The sequence below is a fragment of the Azospirillum sp. NS33 genome, assembly GCF_059703765.1.
Window position 1 is genome coordinate 30,735 of the sequence record NZ_BAAKJB010000030.1, and the last position, 15,295, is coordinate 46,029.

Here is a 15,295-nt window from a genome sequence, read left to right on the forward strand (position 1 = left end):
ACATGGTGGCTTCAAGGACGAACGGCGGCGCCGGCCGGGCGCTGCGGGCGGCGGTCGGCGCCTGCCGGACGGCGGCGATCGTGCTGCTGGCGCTGCTGGCGGCGCTGGTGGTCGCCCAGGTGGTGGGGCGCAACCTGCTCAACCTCGGCCTGGCGTGGGCCGACGAGCTGGCGCGCCTCGCCGGCATCGCCGCGGTGTTCCTGACCGTGCCCCTGCTGGCCCTGCGCGGCCAGCACGTGGCGGTCGATCTGGTGCCCCAGGCGCTGCCGCCGCGGCCGCGCCGGCTCATGCTGCTGCTGGCCGACCTGTCGGTGCTGGTCTTCGCGGCGCTGTCGCTCTATGGCCTCCAATCCTTCCTGGGCCGGGCCGGCCGCTTCACCACCCCGGCCCTGGGCCTGTCCAACTGGGTGTTCTACGCCCCGGTGGTGGTCGGCTACCTGCTGCTGGCCGCGGTCATGCTGGCCCGGCTGGCCGGCCTCGACACCCGGCTCGACGCCGGCCCCGGCTCACGTCTTGCCGCGCACGCCCAGGGGGATCGACCGTGAGCCTCCTGCTGCTCGCCCTCTTCGTGGTCCTGATGGTCATCGGCGCACCGATCGCGGTCGCGCTGGGGCTGTCCTCCGGCCTCGCCATCGTCGCCTTCGGCCTGCCGGTCAACGTGCTGGCCCAGCGCGCCGTCAACGCCCTGGACTCCACGCCGCTGCTGGCGGTGCCGCTGTTCATCCTGGCGGCCAGCCTGCTCAACGCCCAGGGCGTCACCACCCACCTCTTCGACCTGGTGCGCCTGATCGTCGGCCGCATCCGCGGCGGCGTCGCCCAGGTCACCATCCTGGTCAGCCTGATCTTCTCCGGCGTGTCGGGGGCGGCGCTGGCCGACATCGGGGCGCTGGGCAAGATCCAGATCGGCCAGATGACCGGCCAGGGCTACCGCAAGGAGTTCGCCGCCGGCCTCACCGCCGCGGCGGCCACCATCGGCCCGATCTTCCCGCCGTCAATCCCGATCATCATCTACGCCAGCGTCGCCAACGTCTCGGCGGTCAAGCTGCTGCTGGCCGGCATCGTCCCGGCGCTGCTGATCACCGCGTGCCTGATGGCCCAGGTGGCGGTGATCGCCAAGGTGAAGGGGCTGCCCCGCGACGACGTCCGGCCGTCGCTGGGCGCCATCGCCCGCAAGGCGGTGGTCTCCGTCCCCGCCCTGCTGGCGCCGGCGCTGCTGATCGGCGGCCTGCTCAGCGGCTATTTCGGGCCGACCGAGGTGGCCGGGGTCACCGTCGCCTACGCCCTGCTGATCGGCTTCGCGGTCTACCGCACCCTGACCCCGCGCGCCGTGTGGGACTGCCTGCGCGAGACCGTGGAGGCCACCGCCAACATCCTCTTCGTGGTCTCCACCGCGGCGGTGTTCGCCTGGGTGCTGACCTTCGACCGGGTGCCCGCCACCGCCGGCGCCTTCCTGCTCGGCCTGTCCGACGACCCGCTGGTCCTGCTGTTCCTGGTCAACGTCCTGCTGCTGCTGGTCGGCATGGTGCTGGAATCCATCGCCGCCATCCTGATCATCGCGCCGATCGTCGCCCCGGCCCTGCACTCCGCCGGCGTCGATCCGCTGCAGCTCGGCGTCGTCTTCGTCCTCAACCTGATGATCGGCCTGCTGACGCCGCCCCTGGGCATGAGCCTCTACATGGTCTCGATCATCGCCGACATGCGGGTCCATGCGGTGATCCGGGGATGCCTCCCCTTCCTGGTGGCCCTGCTCCTCTCCCTGCTCGTCGTGTCCGCCGTGCCGGCGGTGTCGACGTGGCTCCCCAACTCCATCGTTCAATAGGTTCCCCATGAGCAGATTCCTGGGCGAGATCCGTCAGCTCGGCTACGTCGTCGACGACATCGAGGCGGCCATGGCCCACTGGTCCGAGGTCATCGGCGTCGGCCCCTGGTACTACAACCCGAAGGTGCCGATCGAGGACTACACCTACGACGGCCAGCGCCACGAGGTGCACAACGCCGTGGCGCTGGCCAACAGCGGCTTCATCCAGGTCGAGCTGATCGAGACCCGCAACGACGCGCCCTCCATGTACCGCGACTTCAAGCTGGCGGGACACCGCGGCCTGCAGCACGTCGCCTACTGGACCCAGAGCTTCGACGCCGACCGCGCCCGCATGGAGGCCGAGGGCTTCCGCGTCAAGATGAGCGGCAAGGTCGGCGCCCAGGGCCGCTTCGTCTATTTCGACCGCGAGGCCCATCCCGGCACGGTGATCGAGCTGTCGGAGGTGGTCGGTCCCAAGGGGCGCCTGTTCGACCTGATCCGCGACTCCTCCCAGGGCTGGGACGGCGCCGACCCGGTGCGGCCCTTCCCCGACCTCTCGACCCTGTGAGGCGGCGATGACCGCCCCCTTCATCGAAGCGGCCTATCTGGTCGAGACGCCCTGCGACCCCGACACGGTCGCCGGCATCATGGCCGGCGAGCAGAGCTGCGGCACCTTCGTGCGGGTCGCCGGAGAGACCGACGAGCTGCGCCGGCGCGCCGGCGCCCGGCTGCTGGCGGTCGAGGAGATCGAGCCGCTGGCGGCCCCCAGCCTGGCCAGCGCCTACCTCGCGCGCAAGGGGGCGACCGGCCCGTGGCGGCGCGCCCGGGTGCGCATCGCCTACCCGGTCGCCAACATCGGGGCCAACCTGCCGACCCTGGCGGCGACTGTGGCCGGCAATCTCTACGACCTGGGCGAGGTCACCGGGCTGCGCCTGGTGTCGGTGAGCGTGCCGGAGACGGTGCGGGCGCGCTTCGACCGGCCGGCGCTCGGCGTCGCCGGCACCCGGGCGCGGCTCGGCGTCGACGGCCGGCCGCTCTTCGGCACCATCATCAAGCCCAACGTCGGGCTGTCGTCGGACGCCATCGCCGAGCTGGTGGCGGTGCTGTGCCAGGCCGGCGTCGACTTCATCAAGGACGACGAGATCTGCGCCAACCCCGACCACGCGCCGCTCGACGCGCGGGTGCCGGCGGTGATGGCCGCGGTGCGTGCCCACCGCGACCGCACCGGGCGCGACGTCATGGTCGCCTTCAACATCACCGACGAGACCGACGCCATGAAGCGCCACGCCGACCTGGTGGAGCGCGAGGGCGGGTCGTGCGTCATGGTCAGCCTCAACTGGATCGGCCTGTCCGCGACCCAGACGCTGCGGCGCTGGACGCCCCTGGCGGTGCACGGCCACCGCAACGGCTTCGGCGCCTTCGCCCGCCACCCCGCCCTGGGCATCGGCTTCGACGCCTACCAGACGCTCTACCGCCTGGCCGGCGTCGACCACATGCACGTCCATGGCATCGGCGGCAAGTTCTCCGACCCGGCGGAGGAGGTCGAGGCAGCGGCGCGCCGCTGCCTCGCCGCGCTGTCCCCGGACGCGGCCGACGCCGGCGACGCCGTCCTTCCCGTGTTCTCGTCCGGGCAGTGGGCGGGCACCCTGCCGCGCACGTTGCAGGCGGTCGGCGGGGCGGACTTCATGTATCTGGCCGGCGGCGGCATCCTCGCCCATCCCGACGGGCCGGCGGCCGGCGTCGCCAGCCTGCGCGACGCCTACGCGGTGGCCGCCGCGGGCGGCGACCTCGCCGCCCAGGCCGCGACCCGGCCGGCGCTGAAGGCGGCGCTGGAGTTCTTCGGGCGATGACCGGCCCCCGGCCGGGCCCCGACCGGACGCCGGAGATCGTCTTCGTCGGCGACGACTTCACCGGGGCGTCCGACACCCTGGCGACCCTGGCCCGGGCGGGGCGCAGCGCCCGGCTGTTCCTGGGCGCACCGGACCCGGCGGCGCTGGCCGCCACGCCGCTGGACGCGGTGGGCGTGGCGACCGAGCTGCGCGCGCTGGATCCGGACTCCATCGCCCACCAGCTCGGCGCGCTCGGCGCGTCCGTCGCCGCCCTGGCGCCGCGCTTCGTGCACTACAAGGTCTGCTCCACCTTCGACAGCGGGCCCGAGATCGGCAGCATCGGCGCCGCGGTGCGCGCCCTGGAGGCCCGGCTGGAGCCGGCGCTGACGGTGGTCGTCGGTGGCCAGCCCAGCCTGCGCCGCTGGTGCCTGTTCGGCACCCTCTTCGCCGCGGCGTCCGACGGGGTGGTGCACCGCATCGACCGCCACCCGGTGATGCGCGTCCACCCCACCACCCCGATGGCGGAGTCCGACCTGCGCCGGCACCTCGCCGCTCAGGGCCTGGACGGCCTCGCCCTGCTGCCGTGGACGGAGATGGCGGAGGACGCCGACGCGCTGGCGGCGCGGCTGGCCGCTCTGCTCGCCGGAGGCCGCCGGCGCGTCCTGGTCGACGTCGCCGCCACCGCCCAGCTGGCCACCCTCGGCGCGGCGCTGCGCCGGCTCGATCCCGGCGGCGGCCGGCCGACCCTGCTGGTCGGCGCCAGCAGCGTGGCCGAGGCGCTGGCCGGCGCATCGGCGACCGGCCCCGACCGGCTCCCCCCGCCGCCCGCCGGGGCCACGCGCGGCCCCTGCCTGGTGGTCGCCGGCAGCCGGTCCGCGGTGACCGCCGGACAGGTCGCCGCGGCCTCCGGCTTCCACCGCGTGTGCGTCGCCCCCGAGGCCGTCGCCGACGGCCGCGCGGCGCGGCGCACCGTCGCCGCGGCGGCGGCGGCGCTGGGGCAGGGCCGGCACGTGCTCGCCCACCTCGACCCCGAGCGGGCCTACGGGGTCGCCGCGATCATTCTGGCGCGGCGGCTGGCCGACCTGGTTGCCGACATTCTCAACGCCGCGCCGGTGGGGGCGCTGGGCGTCGCCGGGGGCGACACCTCCAGCGTGCTGGTGCGCCGGCTGGGACTCGCCAGCCTCGACCATCTCGGCTCGCTGGACCACGGGGTGGCGGTGTGCCGCGGCCAGGCCGCCGAGCCGGCGCGCGACGGGCTGTGGCTGATGCTCAAGGGCGGGCAGATGGGCGGGACCGACCTGTTCGACCGCTTCGCCCGGGCCTGGTCGGGCGCGGCCTGACCCAGATCAATACTGCCCGACCACAATGTTGTTGGGGTTGCCTGCAACCGCCGAACACCCGACCGTCGCCGCACCGACCCCGCGTCCACCACCATGAGACGACCGATGTGCGCGACCGCCGACGGCTGCTTCCTGATCAAGGCCTATGAGCAGAGCCTGACCAAGCACGACCCCGAGACCGCGCTGCGCAAGGCGGCGCAGCTCTACCGCCGGACCAACACCGCGGCGAGCGAGACCGAGGCGCTCGACTTCGTGCGCCGCTTCGTCGGACCCTCGGCGGCACCGGCCTGCACGGCCTGCGGGTGAGAGCCCGGCGGGCCAGCCCCTCAGCGCGCGACGGCGCGCCAGCCCCTCAGCGCGCGACGGCGCGCCAGCCCCTCAGCGCGCGACGGCGCGCCAGCCGATGTCGCGGCGGCAGAAGCCGCCCGGCCAGTCCAGGCGATCCACCGCCGCGTAGGCGCGGGTCTGCGCCTCGGCCACCGTGGCGCCGGTGGCGGTGACGCCGAGGACGCGGCCGCCGGTGGCCAACACCCGGCCGTCATCGGTGGCGGCGGTGCCGGCGTGGAAGACCGTCACCCCCGCCACCGTGCCGGCGGCGGCGAGGCCGCGGATCTCGGTGTTCCTCGCGTGGTCGCCGGGGTAGCCGTTGGCGGCCATGACCACGCACAGCGCCACCTCGTCGCGCCAGCGCACGTCGAAGGTCTTCAGCCCGCCATCGGCCGCGGCGACCAGGGCGGCCAGCGCGTCGGACTTCATGCGCATCATCAGGGTCTGGCACTCCGGGTCGCCGAAGCGGACGTTGAACTCCAACGTCTTCGGAATCCTGGTGCCGTCCGGGCCGTCGACGATCATCAACCCGGCGAACAGCACGCCCTTGAAGGGCCGCCCCTCGGCCGCCATGCCGGCGACGGTGGGCCGCACGATCTCGCGCATCACCCGCTCCTGGAGGTCCGGCGTCAGCGCCGGGGCCGGGGAATAGGCGCCCATGCCGCCGGTGTTGGGGCCGGTGTCGCCCTCGCCCACCGCCTTGTGGTCCTGGGCCGACGCCAGCGGCAGCGCCGTCTCGCCGTCGCACAGCGCGAAGAAGCTGACCTCCTCGCCGTCCAGGAACTCCTCCACCACGATCTCCGCCCCGGCGTTGCCGAAGCGGCCGCCCACCAGCGCCTCGTCGATGGCGGCGAAGGCCTCCGCCTCGGTGCGGGCCACGGTGACGCCCTTGCCGGCGGCCAGCCCGTCGGCCTTGACCACGATGGGCGCGCCGTGGGTGCGGACGTAGTCCTTGGCGGCGTCGGCGTCGGTGAAGCGGCCGTAGAACGCCGTGGGCACGCCGTACTTGGCCAGAACGTCCTTCATGAAGCCCTTGGAGCCTTCCAGCGCGGCCGCCGCCGCGCTGGGCCCGAAGGCCTTGACGCCGGCCGCGGTCAGCCGGTCGACCAGCCCCAGCACCAGCGGCCCCTCCGGCCCGACGACCACGAAGTCGATGGCGTTGGCGGCGACCCAGGCGAGAATGCCGTCGACATCATCGGCCTTCAACGGCACGCAAGTGGCGACGTCGGCGATGCCGGCGTTGCCCGGCGCGCAGTAGAGGGCGTCGCACAGGGTGGAGCCGGAAATCGCCCAGCACAGGGCGTGCTCGCGCCCACCGGAGCCGACCACCAGAACCTTCATGACACCCCACCCTTCGCGCTTGTTGCCGGATGCGTGCCTTGTATCATGGCGCCGCCATGACTCAAGACCCCGATACCGACACCCCGCCCTCGGCCCCCGTCGTCGCCCAGCCGGCGCGGCCCGGGAGCAATCTGCCCGAATACTCGGTGGGCGACCTCGCCCGGGCGCTCAAGCGCACCATCGAGGACTCCTACGGCTTCGTCCGGGTGCGCGGCGAGATCTCCCAGCCCAAGCGCCACTCCTCGGGCCACTGCTACCTGCGCCTCAAGGACGACACCGCGGTGATGGAGGCGGTGTGCTGGCGTGGCACCGTCGCCAAGCTGGCGGTCAAGCCCGAGGAGGGGCTGGAGGTCATCGTCACCGGCCGCGTCACCACCTACCCCGGCCGCTCCCAGTACCAGCTCGTGATCGAGACCATGGAGCTGGCCGGCGAGGGCGCGCTGCTGAAGATGCTGGAGGAGCGCAAGCGCCGGCTGGCCGCGGAGGGGCTGTTCGATCCGGCGCGCAAGCGGCCCCTGCCCTTCCTGCCCCGGGTCATCGGCGTCATCACCTCGCCCACCGGGGCGGTGATCCGCGACATCCTGCACCGCCTCGCCGACCGCTTCCCGCGCCACGTCCTGCTGTGGCCGGTGGCGGTGCAGGGCGAGGCCGCGGCCGCCCAGGTGGCCGCCGCCATCGAGGGCTTCAACCGGCTGCAGGCCGGCGGCCCGGTGCCGCGCCCCGACCTGCTGATCGTGGCGCGCGGCGGCGGCTCGCTGGAGGACCTCATGGCCTTCAACGAGGAGGTGGTGGTGCGCGCCGCCGCGGCCAGCGCCATCCCGCTGATCTCCGCGGTCGGCCACGAGACCGACACCACCCTGATCGACTTCGCCGCCGACCGCCGCGCCCCGACCCCCACGGCGGCGGCGGAGATGGCGGTCCCGGTGCGGGCCGAGCTGCTGGCCCAGGTGCTGGACTGCGCGCGCCGCATGGTCGGCTCCACCCACCGCCTGGTGGCGGAGCGGCGCACCCGGGTCGAGGGGCTGGCCCGCGGCCTGGGCGATCCGCGCGCCCTGCTGGAGGGCCACGCCCAGCGCCTGGACGACCGCGCCGAGCGGCTGTCCCTGGCGATGGCGGCGCTGCTGGAGCGCCGGCGCACCCGCAGCGCCGAGGCGGCGGCCCGCCTGCGCCACCCGCGCGAGCGCCTCGGCGACGCCCGCAACGCGCTGACCCTGAACGCCCGCGCGCTGGACGCCGCGCTGCGCCACGCCGTGCTCAAGGCCGGCAGCCAGTTCGAGCGCACCGCCGGGCGCCTGGCGCTGCGCCCGCTCACCACCCGGCTGGAGGAGGGTGCCCGCCGCCTGGGCGAGCTGGGCCCCCGCCTGGAGCGTGCCTACGCCACGGGGGTGGCGGAACGGACCGCCCGCTTCGCCACCGCCGGCCAGCTCCTGGAAAGCTATTCCCACAAGGGCGTGCTGGCCCGCGGCTTCGCCCTGGTGGAGGACGCCGCCGGCCGCGCCCTGACCAGCGCCACCGAGGCCACCCCCGGCCGGGCGGTGTCCCTGGTCTTCCACGACGGCCGCGCCGCGGCGACCGTGGAGGGCGCCCCCGCGGCCCCCCCGCCGGAGACGCCGGCGATCAGGGAGCGCAGGGAGACCAAGGACCGCAAGCCGTCTCGCCCGCCGCAGCAGGGAACCCTGTTCTGAGCCGACGGCGACGGGGAGAGGGCTGAAAACGGCGCATGAACAGCGGTGAGGGCGCGGCGTGGCGGGCCGGTGGGCCGGCTACTCCCCCCGACCGCCGGCGTCGCGGGCCAGGCCGGCGATCACCGTCCAGCCCACATGGTCGTCCGGGTCGATCCGCGCCAGCGTGTCCAGCAGGGCGTCGGCCTCGGCGAACCGGCCGCGCTTCAGGCGGATGAAGGCCAGGGCCTTCAGGGTGAACAGGGTGAAGCGCGGCGCCCCCGGTGCCGGCCAGTCGGCGGTGGCGGGCTCCAGCCGGCGCCAGTCCGCCGGCCAGCCGCCCAGCGCGGCGGCGGTGTCCAGGGCGACCAGGGCCACCCGCTCGGCCTCGGCGTGGCGCGCCCGGTTGAAATAGAACTTGTAGAGCGCGAAGAACACCGGCAGCACCCGCGGCCCGGCGCGGTGCGCCTGCCACAGCAGCGCCTCGCACCGCGCCGTGTCGTGGCGCGCCTCCACCGCCGCCTGCAGCAGCGTGTCCACATGCTCCGGCACGTCGCCGAAGGCCATGCGGCCGTCGGGAATGCGCAGCTCGATCGGTCGGTCCATCCCTCCCCCCTCGGTTCTGTCGGGCCTCGCCCAAACCCCACATCGTCCGTGTGGCGCGAACCGCACCATGCAATCCGCGGGCCGGCACCGACTCGGGGGGGGTGTTGTCGAGAACCCGACACGGCCCTGTCGCAAACGCGTCAGTCCGCCGCACCCGACCGAGGGGTCAGTGTCTTGATAAAGAACATTTTCCCGGATTGGCCCGCCTCTTGCTTGATGGCTGGGCAGACACGCTGACCAGCGGAAGGAGAGCGGACATGGTGACCCTGACGGACTCGGCGGTGGCCACGTTGGAACGGGTGCTGGCGGGCTCCGGCCCGGCCGCCCGGGGACTGCGCATCGCGGTGGCGGACGGCGGTTGCGCCGGACTGAAGTACCAGATGGGGCTGGAGGCCGAACCCGGCGACGCCGACGCGGTGCTGGAGTTCGGCCCGGTCACCGTCTTCGTCGACGCCGCCAGCCAGCCCTTCCTGGACGGGGTGGTGGTCGACTTCGTCGAGGGCATCGAGGGCTCGGGCTTCCGCTTCGACAACCCCAACGCCACCGGCTCCTGCGGGTGCGGCAAGTCGTTCTCGACCGGCAGCTGCTCGACGCCGCCCGCCGAGGGTGCGGGCGCCGGCTGCGGCAGCCACGCCCACTGAGCCAGCACCCGCAAACGCCGTTCAAGGGAAAGGCAGAGCCAGCCATGTGGAACTACACCGACAAGGTCAAGGAACACTTCTTCAACCCGAAGAACGCCGGCGTGCTGGACGACGCCAACGCCGTCGGCGAGGTGGGGTCGATCTCCTGCGGCGACGCGCTGAAGCTGATGCTGAAGGTGAACCCCGACAGCGAGGTGATCGAGGACGCGCGCTTCCAGACCTTCGGCTGCGGGTCGGCCATCGCGTCCTCCTCGGCGCTGACCGAGCTGATCATCGGCAGGACGGTGGACGCCGCGCTGTCCCTGACCAACCGCGACATCGCCGACTACCTCGGCGGCCTGCCGCCGGAGAAGATGCACTGCTCGGTCATGGGCGCCGAGGCGCTGCACGCCGCCATCGCCGCCTACAAGGGGGAGGAGTGGGCGGACGACCACGAGGAGGGCGAGCTGGTCTGCAAGTGCTTCGGGGTCGACGCCGCGATGATCGAGCGGGCGGTGACCGTCAACGCCCTCTCCACGCTCGAAGAGGTGACCCACTACACCAAGGCCGGCGGCTCCTGCCAGACCTGCCACGAGAAGATCGAGGAGGTGCTGGAGGAGGTGCTGGCCAAGGCCGGTCGCGAGATGGGCGCCAGGCCGCCCAAGGCCATGGTCGGCCTGGACGCCATCAAGCCGCTCCAGGCCAAGGCGCCCGCCGCCGAGGCGCCGGGCCGGATGACCAACGTGCAGCGCATGAAGGCGATCATGATGGCGATCGAGGAGATCCGGCCGCAGATCCAGCGCGACGGCGGCGACGTGGAGCTGGTCGACATCGACGGCAAGGACATCTACGTGCGCCTGAGCGGCGCGTGCTCCGGCTGCTCCCAGTCGGCCGGCACCATGATGGGGGTGCAGATGAAGCTGGTGGACAAGCTGGGCGAGTTCGTGCGCGTCAAGCCCGCCTCCCTGATGCCGGCGGGGGCGTGACGCCATGACCGGGATCTATCTCGACAACAACGCCACCACCCGCGTCGATCCGCTGGTCCTGGCGGAGATGCTGCCGCTCTTCACCGAGCAGTTCGGCAACGCGTCGTCGATGCACGGCTTCGGCGGCGCCGTCGGCGGCAAGATCGAATGGGCGCGCCAGCAGGTGCAGGCGCTGCTGGGCGCCGCCCACGACAGCGAGGTCGTCTTCACCTCCGGCGGCACGGAGAGCGACAGCACCGCCATCCTCTCGACCCTCGAGGCGTTCCCCAAGCGCCGCGAGATCGTCACCAGCGTCGTCGAGCACCCCGCCGTGCTGTCGCTGTGCGACTACCTGGAGAAGAAGCGCGGCTTCACCGTCCACCGCATCCCCGTGGACGGCAAGGGCAACCTGGACCTGGAGGCCTACGACGCCGCCCTGTCGGAGAACGTCGCCATCGTCTCCATCATGTGGGCCAACAACGAGACCGGCACCCTCTTCCCGGTCGAGGAGCTGGCGGTGAAGGCGAAGGCGGTGGGCGCCCTGTTCCACAGCGACGCCGTGCAGGCCGTGGGCAAGCTGCCGATGCGGCTGGCCGACAGCGCCATCGACCTGCTGTCGCTGTCCGGCCACAAGCTGCACGCGCCCAAGGGCATCGGCGCTCTCTACGTCAAGCGCGGCACGCGGTTCCGTCCGCTGCTGCGCGGCGGCCACCAGGAACGCTCGCGCCGCGCCGGCACCGAGAACGCGCCGGGCATCGTCGGCATGGGGGCGGCGGCGGAGCTGGCGCTGCACCACATGGCCGACGAGAACACCCGGGTGCGGGCCATGCGCGATCGCCTGGAACGCGCCCTGCTGGAGGCGATCCCCAACTGCTTCGTCACCGGCAACCCCGACAACCGGCTGCCCAACACCTGCAACGTGGCGTTCGAGTACATCGAGGGCGAGGCCATCCTCCTTCTGCTGAACGAGCACGGCATCGCCGCCTCCTCCGGCTCGGCCTGCACCTCGGGCTCGCTGGAGCCCAGCCACGTCATGCGGGCCATGGGCGTGCCCTACACCGCGGCCCACGGGGCGACCCGGTTCTCGCTGTCGCGGGAGACCACCGACGCGGAGATCGACACGGTGATCCGGGTGATGCCGGAGATCATCGCCCGCCTGCGCGCGCTCTCGCCCTACTGGGCCGGGGCCGGTGCGGCGCCCAAGGCCTTCCAGCCGGTCTACGCGTGAGCCCATCCCCCTCTCCCGCTGCGGGAGAGGGGACCAGAACGAGGTCGCCCTGCATGCCCACCGCCAGGTTCGTGACCATCAACGACACCACCCTGCGTGACGGCGAGCAGACCGCCGGCGTGGCCTTCTCGCTCGACGAGAAGATCGCCATCGCCCGCGCGCTGGACGCCGCCGGGGTGCCGGAGCTGGAGGTCGGCATCCCCGCCATGGGCGAGGAGGAGCGCGACGGCATCCGCGCCGTGGCATCGCTCGGCCTGGCGTGCCGGCTGATGCTGTGGTGCCGGATGCACGAGACCGACCTCGCCGCCGCCGCGCAGTGCCGCGGCGTCGGCTTCGTCAACCTCTCCATGCCCATGTCCGACATCCACATCGCCGGCAAGCTGCGGCGGTCCCGCGCCTGGGTGCTGTCGGAGATCGAGCGCAAGGTCAAGGCAGCCCGCGACCTGGGCTTCGAGGTGGCCGTCGGCGGCGAGGATTCCAGCCGCGCCGACATGGACTTCCTGGTCACCGCGGTGACCGTGGCGCAACTCGCCGGGGCACGCCGCTTCCGCTTCGCCGACACGCTGGGGGTGCTCGACCCCTTCCAGACGCGCGACCGCATCGCCCGGCTGCGTCGGGCCAGCGACATCGAGATCGAGATCCACGCCCACGACGACCTGGGCCTGGCCACCGCCAACTCCCTGGCCGCCATGCTGGGCGGGGCCAGCCACGTCAACACCACCGTCAACGGCCTGGGCGAGCGCGCCGGCAACGCGCCGCTGGAGGAGGTGGTGATGTCCCTGAAGGTCCTGTACGGCCGGGACACCGGCGTCGACACCCAGGCGCTGGGCACCATCTCCGACCTGGTGGAGGCCGCCTCCGACCGGCCGGTCGCGGTGAACAAGTCGATCGTCGGCGACGCCGTCTTCACCCACGAGGCCGGCATCCACGTGGACGGGCTGCTGCGCGACCGCCGCACCTACCAGAACTTCGACCCCGCCGAGGTCGGGCGCGAGCACCGCATCGTGCTGGGCAAGCATTCCGGCACGGCGGCGGTGAAGCTGGCCTGCGAGCGCATCGGCGTGCCGGTGGATGACGCCACGGCGCGCCTGGTGCTGGGCCTGGTGCGCGCCTTCGCCACCCGTACCAAACGCGCACCGACGCCGGACGAGCTGCGCGGCTTCCTCGCCGCCGTCGCCGTTCCCGTTCCCGCCTGAAGGGGGAGACGCCATGGCCACCGGCCTGTGGACGCTGCTGAGGGAAGACGTGGCCTGCGTGTTCGAGCGCGATCCCGCCGCGCGCACGCGCTGGGAGGTGCTGACCTGCTACCCCGGCGTCCAGGCGGTGATCGGCCATCGGCTGGCCCACGCGGCGTGGCGGCGCGGCTGGCTGTGGCCGGGCCGCTTCCTGGCCTACCTGGCCCGCGCCGTGACCAACGTCGACATCCACCCCGGGGCGCGCATCGGCCGCCGCTTCTTCATCGATCACGGCGCCTGCGTGGTCATCGGCGAGACCGCCGAGGTCGGCGACGACGTCACCCTGTACCACGGGGTGACGCTGGGCGGCACGTCGTGGAGCAAGGGCAAGCGCCACCCCACCCTGTGCGACGGGGTGCTGGTGGGGTCGGGGGCGAAGATCCTCGGCCCCATCACCGTGGGCCGCGGCGGCCGGGTCGGCGCCAACTCCGTCGTCACCAAGGACGTGCCCGAGGGGATGACCGTGGTGGGCATCCCCGGGCGGGTCGTCCGCCCGGCCCGCGCCCGCGCGCCCGCGCACGGCATCGACCTCGACCACCACCTCATGCCCGACCCGGTGGGCAAGGCGATCGCCTGCCTGATCGACCACATCAACCGCATCGAGGCGCGCCTGGAGGCCCATGCGGCCGAGGAGGCGGGCCGGACCGATCCCTTCCGCGCCGCGCTCGGCGGCATCGTCTGCGCCGCCTGCGGCGACCTGTGCGACCAGGACGGCTGCTGCACGGTGGGCGACGAGGCCCCCTCGCCATCCCCATCCCTTTCCCCTTCCCCTTCCCCGACCGGCAGGAGTGCGACCCCATGAGCTTCAAGGACGACCTGGAGGACCTGGAGACCGCCGAGGATTTCCTGACGTTCCTCGGCGTGGCCTTCGATCAGCGGGTGGTGCACGTCAACCGCCTGCACATCCTGCAGCGCTTCCACGAGTACCTGGCCGGCGACCCGCACATGGACGGGCTGGACGACGCCGCCCTGGCGACGCGGTACCGCGACCACCTGCGCCACGCCTACACCGACTTCGTCACCTCCAACGCCATCGCCGAGAAGACCTTCAAGGTCCACAAGGAGGAGGCCCGGAAGATGAGCGACCGCTTCGTCCCGCTGGACGCGCTGGCGACGCCGCTGAAAGGATAGGACCACCCGCCCACCCGCCACCACGCGCCCCACCACGCGGCGCCCGGCCCACAACCGGGCGCCGCGTCGTCGTTTTCGGCCTCCCACGGGTGGACATTGCCGCCACAATCGGTTCCAATCCCTGCGCCGGTGACTGGAGCACCGGCGCCCGGTCGTTTGCATGGGGGGCAGTGATGGCAAAGGCCCTGGCGCTGTGGACATGTCCACGATCCGTTTCGACTGCGTTCGAAGTCATGATGATGGAACGCGGTGACTTCCAGGTCCGCCATGAACCCTACGGGCCGGCCTACTATTTCAGCGAACAGCGTCTCAGCACCCGCAAGACCGAGGTGGCGCCGCAACCGGATCACAACTACGACCGCGTCACCGCCGGGCTGCTGGACGCGGCGGCCCGCGGCCCGCTCTTCTTCAAGGACATGGCGTACTATGTCGAGGCGCACCTGGACGCACCGTTCCTGTCGCGGTTCGAGAACACCATCCTGATCCGCGACCCGGCGGCGCAGCTGCCGTCGCTGTACCGCTCCTCCCCGGACTTCACGATGGACGAGACGGGCCTTCCCGCCCTTCACCGCCTGGCGACGGCCGTGCACGCCATGACCGGACGGATGCCGGTGATCATCGATGCCAGTGATCTGGTCGCCGACCCGGCGGCCACCGTCGCCGCCTATTGCCGCGCCGTCGGCATAGCGTTCCGACCCGACTCCCTGACCTGGGAACCGAAGGTGCGGCCGGAACTGAACTGGTGGGACGGCGGCAGTTGGCACGCGAACGTCTCGAAATCGACCGGCTTTGCAGCGCAGGCACGCGACGACGGCCCCGCCATCGACACGACTCCGGTCCTGGCGGACGCCTACCGCACCTGCGCACCGCTCTACGCGGACCTGCGGCAGCACGCGCTGCGCCCCGTCCCCGCCGGGACCACGGCGGCTTGATCCGGTCGACCGGCCCCGGCCACCAAACGGGAGCAAGCGATCCTCGCCATCAACCGGGAAGGGACCCGGCCAGTCCCACCCGACACAGGGAAAACCTAAAAGGGAAATATTCAGATAATCCGCAACCAAACGTCAAGTATTGACGGTCTGTTCTTGCTCGTATACCGATTGATCATTGACATCCCGGTCGCCGATATGCCTCCGTAAATTGGTCGATTCCATGACGAATAAACCCAGACGAAGGGGATGACTTAACGCAGGCGAAACGGCGGGCACGCGCGG

16 protein-coding genes are annotated in these 15,295 nt (G+C 72.6%); 14 read left to right on the forward strand and 2 right to left on the reverse strand.

The genetic code is table 11. The features are described 5' to 3' along the window. Positions 1 to 2: 2 nt before the first annotated feature. The 6 genes from AC6H2I_RS22860 to AC6H2I_RS22885 all read left to right on the forward strand — a co-directional run bounded on the left by AC6H2I_RS22860 (position 3) and on the right by AC6H2I_RS22885 (position 5,273). The gene (locus AC6H2I_RS22860; RefSeq protein WP_497503058.1) at positions 3 to 545 is read left to right on the forward strand and encodes a TRAP transporter small permease; all 543 of its coding nucleotides are present in this window, start codon (positions 3 to 5) and stop codon (positions 543 to 545) included. Beyond that, positions 542 to 1,819 (forward strand): TRAP transporter large permease, encoded by a 1,278-nt coding sequence (locus AC6H2I_RS22865; RefSeq protein ID WP_497503059.1) that lies wholly within the window; start codon positions 542 to 544, stop codon positions 1,817 to 1,819. Before AC6H2I_RS22860 ends, AC6H2I_RS22865 begins: the two co-directional genes overlap by 4 nt. A 7-nt stretch (positions 1,820 to 1,826) precedes the next feature. Next, entirely contained in the window at positions 1,827 to 2,366 is a 540-nt protein-coding gene (locus tag AC6H2I_RS22870) for a VOC family protein (protein WP_497503060.1), read from the forward strand. Positions 2,367 to 2,373: 7 nt separating this feature from the next. After that, entirely contained in the window at positions 2,374 to 3,648 is a 1,275-nt protein-coding gene (locus AC6H2I_RS22875) for a RuBisCO large subunit C-terminal-like domain-containing protein (protein WP_497503061.1), read from the forward strand. Further along, positions 3,645 to 4,967 carry a four-carbon acid sugar kinase family protein gene (locus AC6H2I_RS22880; RefSeq protein WP_497503062.1) on the forward strand — a complete coding sequence of 441 codons (1,323 nt, stop codon included), beginning with the start codon at positions 3,645 to 3,647 and terminating at the stop codon, positions 4,965 to 4,967. Before AC6H2I_RS22875 ends, AC6H2I_RS22880 begins: the two co-directional genes overlap by 4 nt. Before the next feature lie 105 nt (positions 4,968 to 5,072). Further along, on the forward strand, positions 5,073 to 5,273 hold the full coding sequence (locus AC6H2I_RS22885; protein WP_497503063.1) for a hypothetical protein: 201 nt from the start codon (positions 5,073 to 5,075) through the stop codon (positions 5,271 to 5,273). Between the two features lie 72 nt (positions 5,274 to 5,345). On the opposite strand, the gene purD is transcribed toward AC6H2I_RS22885, so the two are convergent. Continuing rightward, the gene (gene purD / locus AC6H2I_RS22890) at positions 5,346 to 6,635 is read right to left on the reverse strand and encodes a phosphoribosylamine--glycine ligase (protein ID WP_497503064.1); all 1,290 of its coding nucleotides are present in this window, start codon (positions 6,633 to 6,635) and stop codon (positions 5,346 to 5,348) included. A gap of 56 nt (positions 6,636 to 6,691) precedes the next feature. On the opposite strand from purD, the gene xseA reads away from it, so the two are divergent. Continuing rightward, positions 6,692 to 8,320 (forward strand): exodeoxyribonuclease VII large subunit, encoded by a 1,629-nt coding sequence (xseA, locus tag AC6H2I_RS22895; RefSeq protein WP_497503065.1) that lies wholly within the window; start codon positions 6,692 to 6,694, stop codon positions 8,318 to 8,320. 78 nt (positions 8,321 to 8,398) lie between these two features. Here xseA and AC6H2I_RS22900 read toward each other — a convergent pair whose 3' ends face one another. Then, positions 8,399 to 8,902 (reverse strand): hypothetical protein, encoded by a 504-nt coding sequence (locus tag AC6H2I_RS22900; RefSeq protein ID WP_497503066.1) that lies wholly within the window; start codon positions 8,900 to 8,902, stop codon positions 8,399 to 8,401. Between the two features lie 257 nt (positions 8,903 to 9,159). On the opposite strand from AC6H2I_RS22900, the gene AC6H2I_RS22905 reads away from it, so the two are divergent. The 7 genes from AC6H2I_RS22905 to AC6H2I_RS22935 all read left to right on the forward strand — a co-directional run bounded on the left by AC6H2I_RS22905 (position 9,160) and on the right by AC6H2I_RS22935 (position 15,013). After that, entirely contained in the window at positions 9,160 to 9,543 is a 384-nt protein-coding gene (locus AC6H2I_RS22905; protein WP_497503067.1) for a HesB/IscA family protein, read from the forward strand. Between the two features lie 44 nt (positions 9,544 to 9,587). After that, positions 9,588 to 10,508: a Fe-S cluster assembly protein NifU gene (gene nifU, locus AC6H2I_RS22910; protein ID WP_497503068.1), complete on the forward strand. Its 921-nt coding sequence runs from the start codon at positions 9,588 to 9,590 to the stop codon at positions 10,506 to 10,508. 4 nt (positions 10,509 to 10,512) lie between these two features. After that, positions 10,513 to 11,715 carry a cysteine desulfurase NifS gene (gene nifS, locus AC6H2I_RS22915; protein WP_497503069.1) on the forward strand — a complete coding sequence of 401 codons (1,203 nt, stop codon included), beginning with the start codon at positions 10,513 to 10,515 and terminating at the stop codon, positions 11,713 to 11,715. Between the two features lie 53 nt (positions 11,716 to 11,768). After that, positions 11,769 to 12,911: a homocitrate synthase gene (gene nifV / locus AC6H2I_RS22920; protein ID WP_497503070.1), complete on the forward strand. Its 1,143-nt coding sequence runs from the start codon at positions 11,769 to 11,771 to the stop codon at positions 12,909 to 12,911. Between the two features lie 13 nt (positions 12,912 to 12,924). Next, positions 12,925 to 13,752: a serine O-acetyltransferase gene (gene cysE, locus AC6H2I_RS22925; protein ID WP_497503071.1), complete on the forward strand. Its 828-nt coding sequence runs from the start codon at positions 12,925 to 12,927 to the stop codon at positions 13,750 to 13,752. Next, positions 13,749 to 14,081 carry a nitrogenase-stabilizing/protective protein NifW gene (gene nifW, locus AC6H2I_RS22930; protein WP_497503072.1) on the forward strand — a complete coding sequence of 111 codons (333 nt, stop codon included), beginning with the start codon at positions 13,749 to 13,751 and terminating at the stop codon, positions 14,079 to 14,081. Before cysE ends, nifW begins: the two co-directional genes overlap by 4 nt. Positions 14,082 to 14,254: 173 nt before the next feature. Further along, a complete protein-coding gene (locus AC6H2I_RS22935; RefSeq protein ID WP_497503073.1) occupies positions 14,255 to 15,013 on the forward strand; it encodes a sulfotransferase-like domain-containing protein in 759 nt (252 codons plus the stop codon). Positions 15,014 to 15,295: the final 282 nt, after the last annotated feature.

Bases quoted from the DNA above. Each gene is read 5' to 3' on its own strand.
- AC6H2I_RS22860 (WP_497503058.1), top strand. From the start codon at position 3: ATGGTGGCTTCAAGGACGAACGGCGGCGCCGGCCGGGCGCTGCGGGCG.
- AC6H2I_RS22870 (WP_497503060.1), top strand. From the start codon at position 1,827: ATGAGCAGATTCCTGGGCGAGATCCGTCAGCTCGGCTACGTCGTCGAC.
- AC6H2I_RS22875 (WP_497503061.1), top strand. From the start codon at position 2,374: ATGACCGCCCCCTTCATCGAAGCGGCCTATCTGGTCGAGACGCCCTGC.
- AC6H2I_RS22880 (WP_497503062.1), top strand. From the start codon at position 3,645: ATGACCGGCCCCCGGCCGGGCCCCGACCGGACGCCGGAGATCGTCTTC.
- AC6H2I_RS22885 (WP_497503063.1), top strand. From the start codon at position 5,073: ATGTGCGCGACCGCCGACGGCTGCTTCCTGATCAAGGCCTATGAGCAG.
- purD (WP_497503064.1), bottom strand. From the start codon at position 6,635: ATGAAGGTTCTGGTGGTCGGCTCCGGTGGGCGCGAGCACGCCCTGTGC.
- xseA (WP_497503065.1), top strand. From the start codon at position 6,692: ATGACTCAAGACCCCGATACCGACACCCCGCCCTCGGCCCCCGTCGTC.
- AC6H2I_RS22900 (WP_497503066.1), bottom strand. From the start codon at position 8,902: ATGGACCGACCGATCGAGCTGCGCATTCCCGACGGCCGCATGGCCTTC.
- AC6H2I_RS22905 (WP_497503067.1), top strand. From the start codon at position 9,160: ATGGTGACCCTGACGGACTCGGCGGTGGCCACGTTGGAACGGGTGCTG.
- nifU (WP_497503068.1), top strand. From the start codon at position 9,588: ATGTGGAACTACACCGACAAGGTCAAGGAACACTTCTTCAACCCGAAG.
- nifS (WP_497503069.1), top strand. From the start codon at position 10,513: ATGACCGGGATCTATCTCGACAACAACGCCACCACCCGCGTCGATCCG.
- nifV (WP_497503070.1), top strand. From the start codon at position 11,769: ATGCCCACCGCCAGGTTCGTGACCATCAACGACACCACCCTGCGTGAC.
- cysE (WP_497503071.1), top strand. From the start codon at position 12,925: ATGGCCACCGGCCTGTGGACGCTGCTGAGGGAAGACGTGGCCTGCGTG.
- nifW (WP_497503072.1), top strand. From the start codon at position 13,749: ATGAGCTTCAAGGACGACCTGGAGGACCTGGAGACCGCCGAGGATTTC.
- AC6H2I_RS22935 (WP_497503073.1), top strand. From the start codon at position 14,255: ATGGCAAAGGCCCTGGCGCTGTGGACATGTCCACGATCCGTTTCGACT.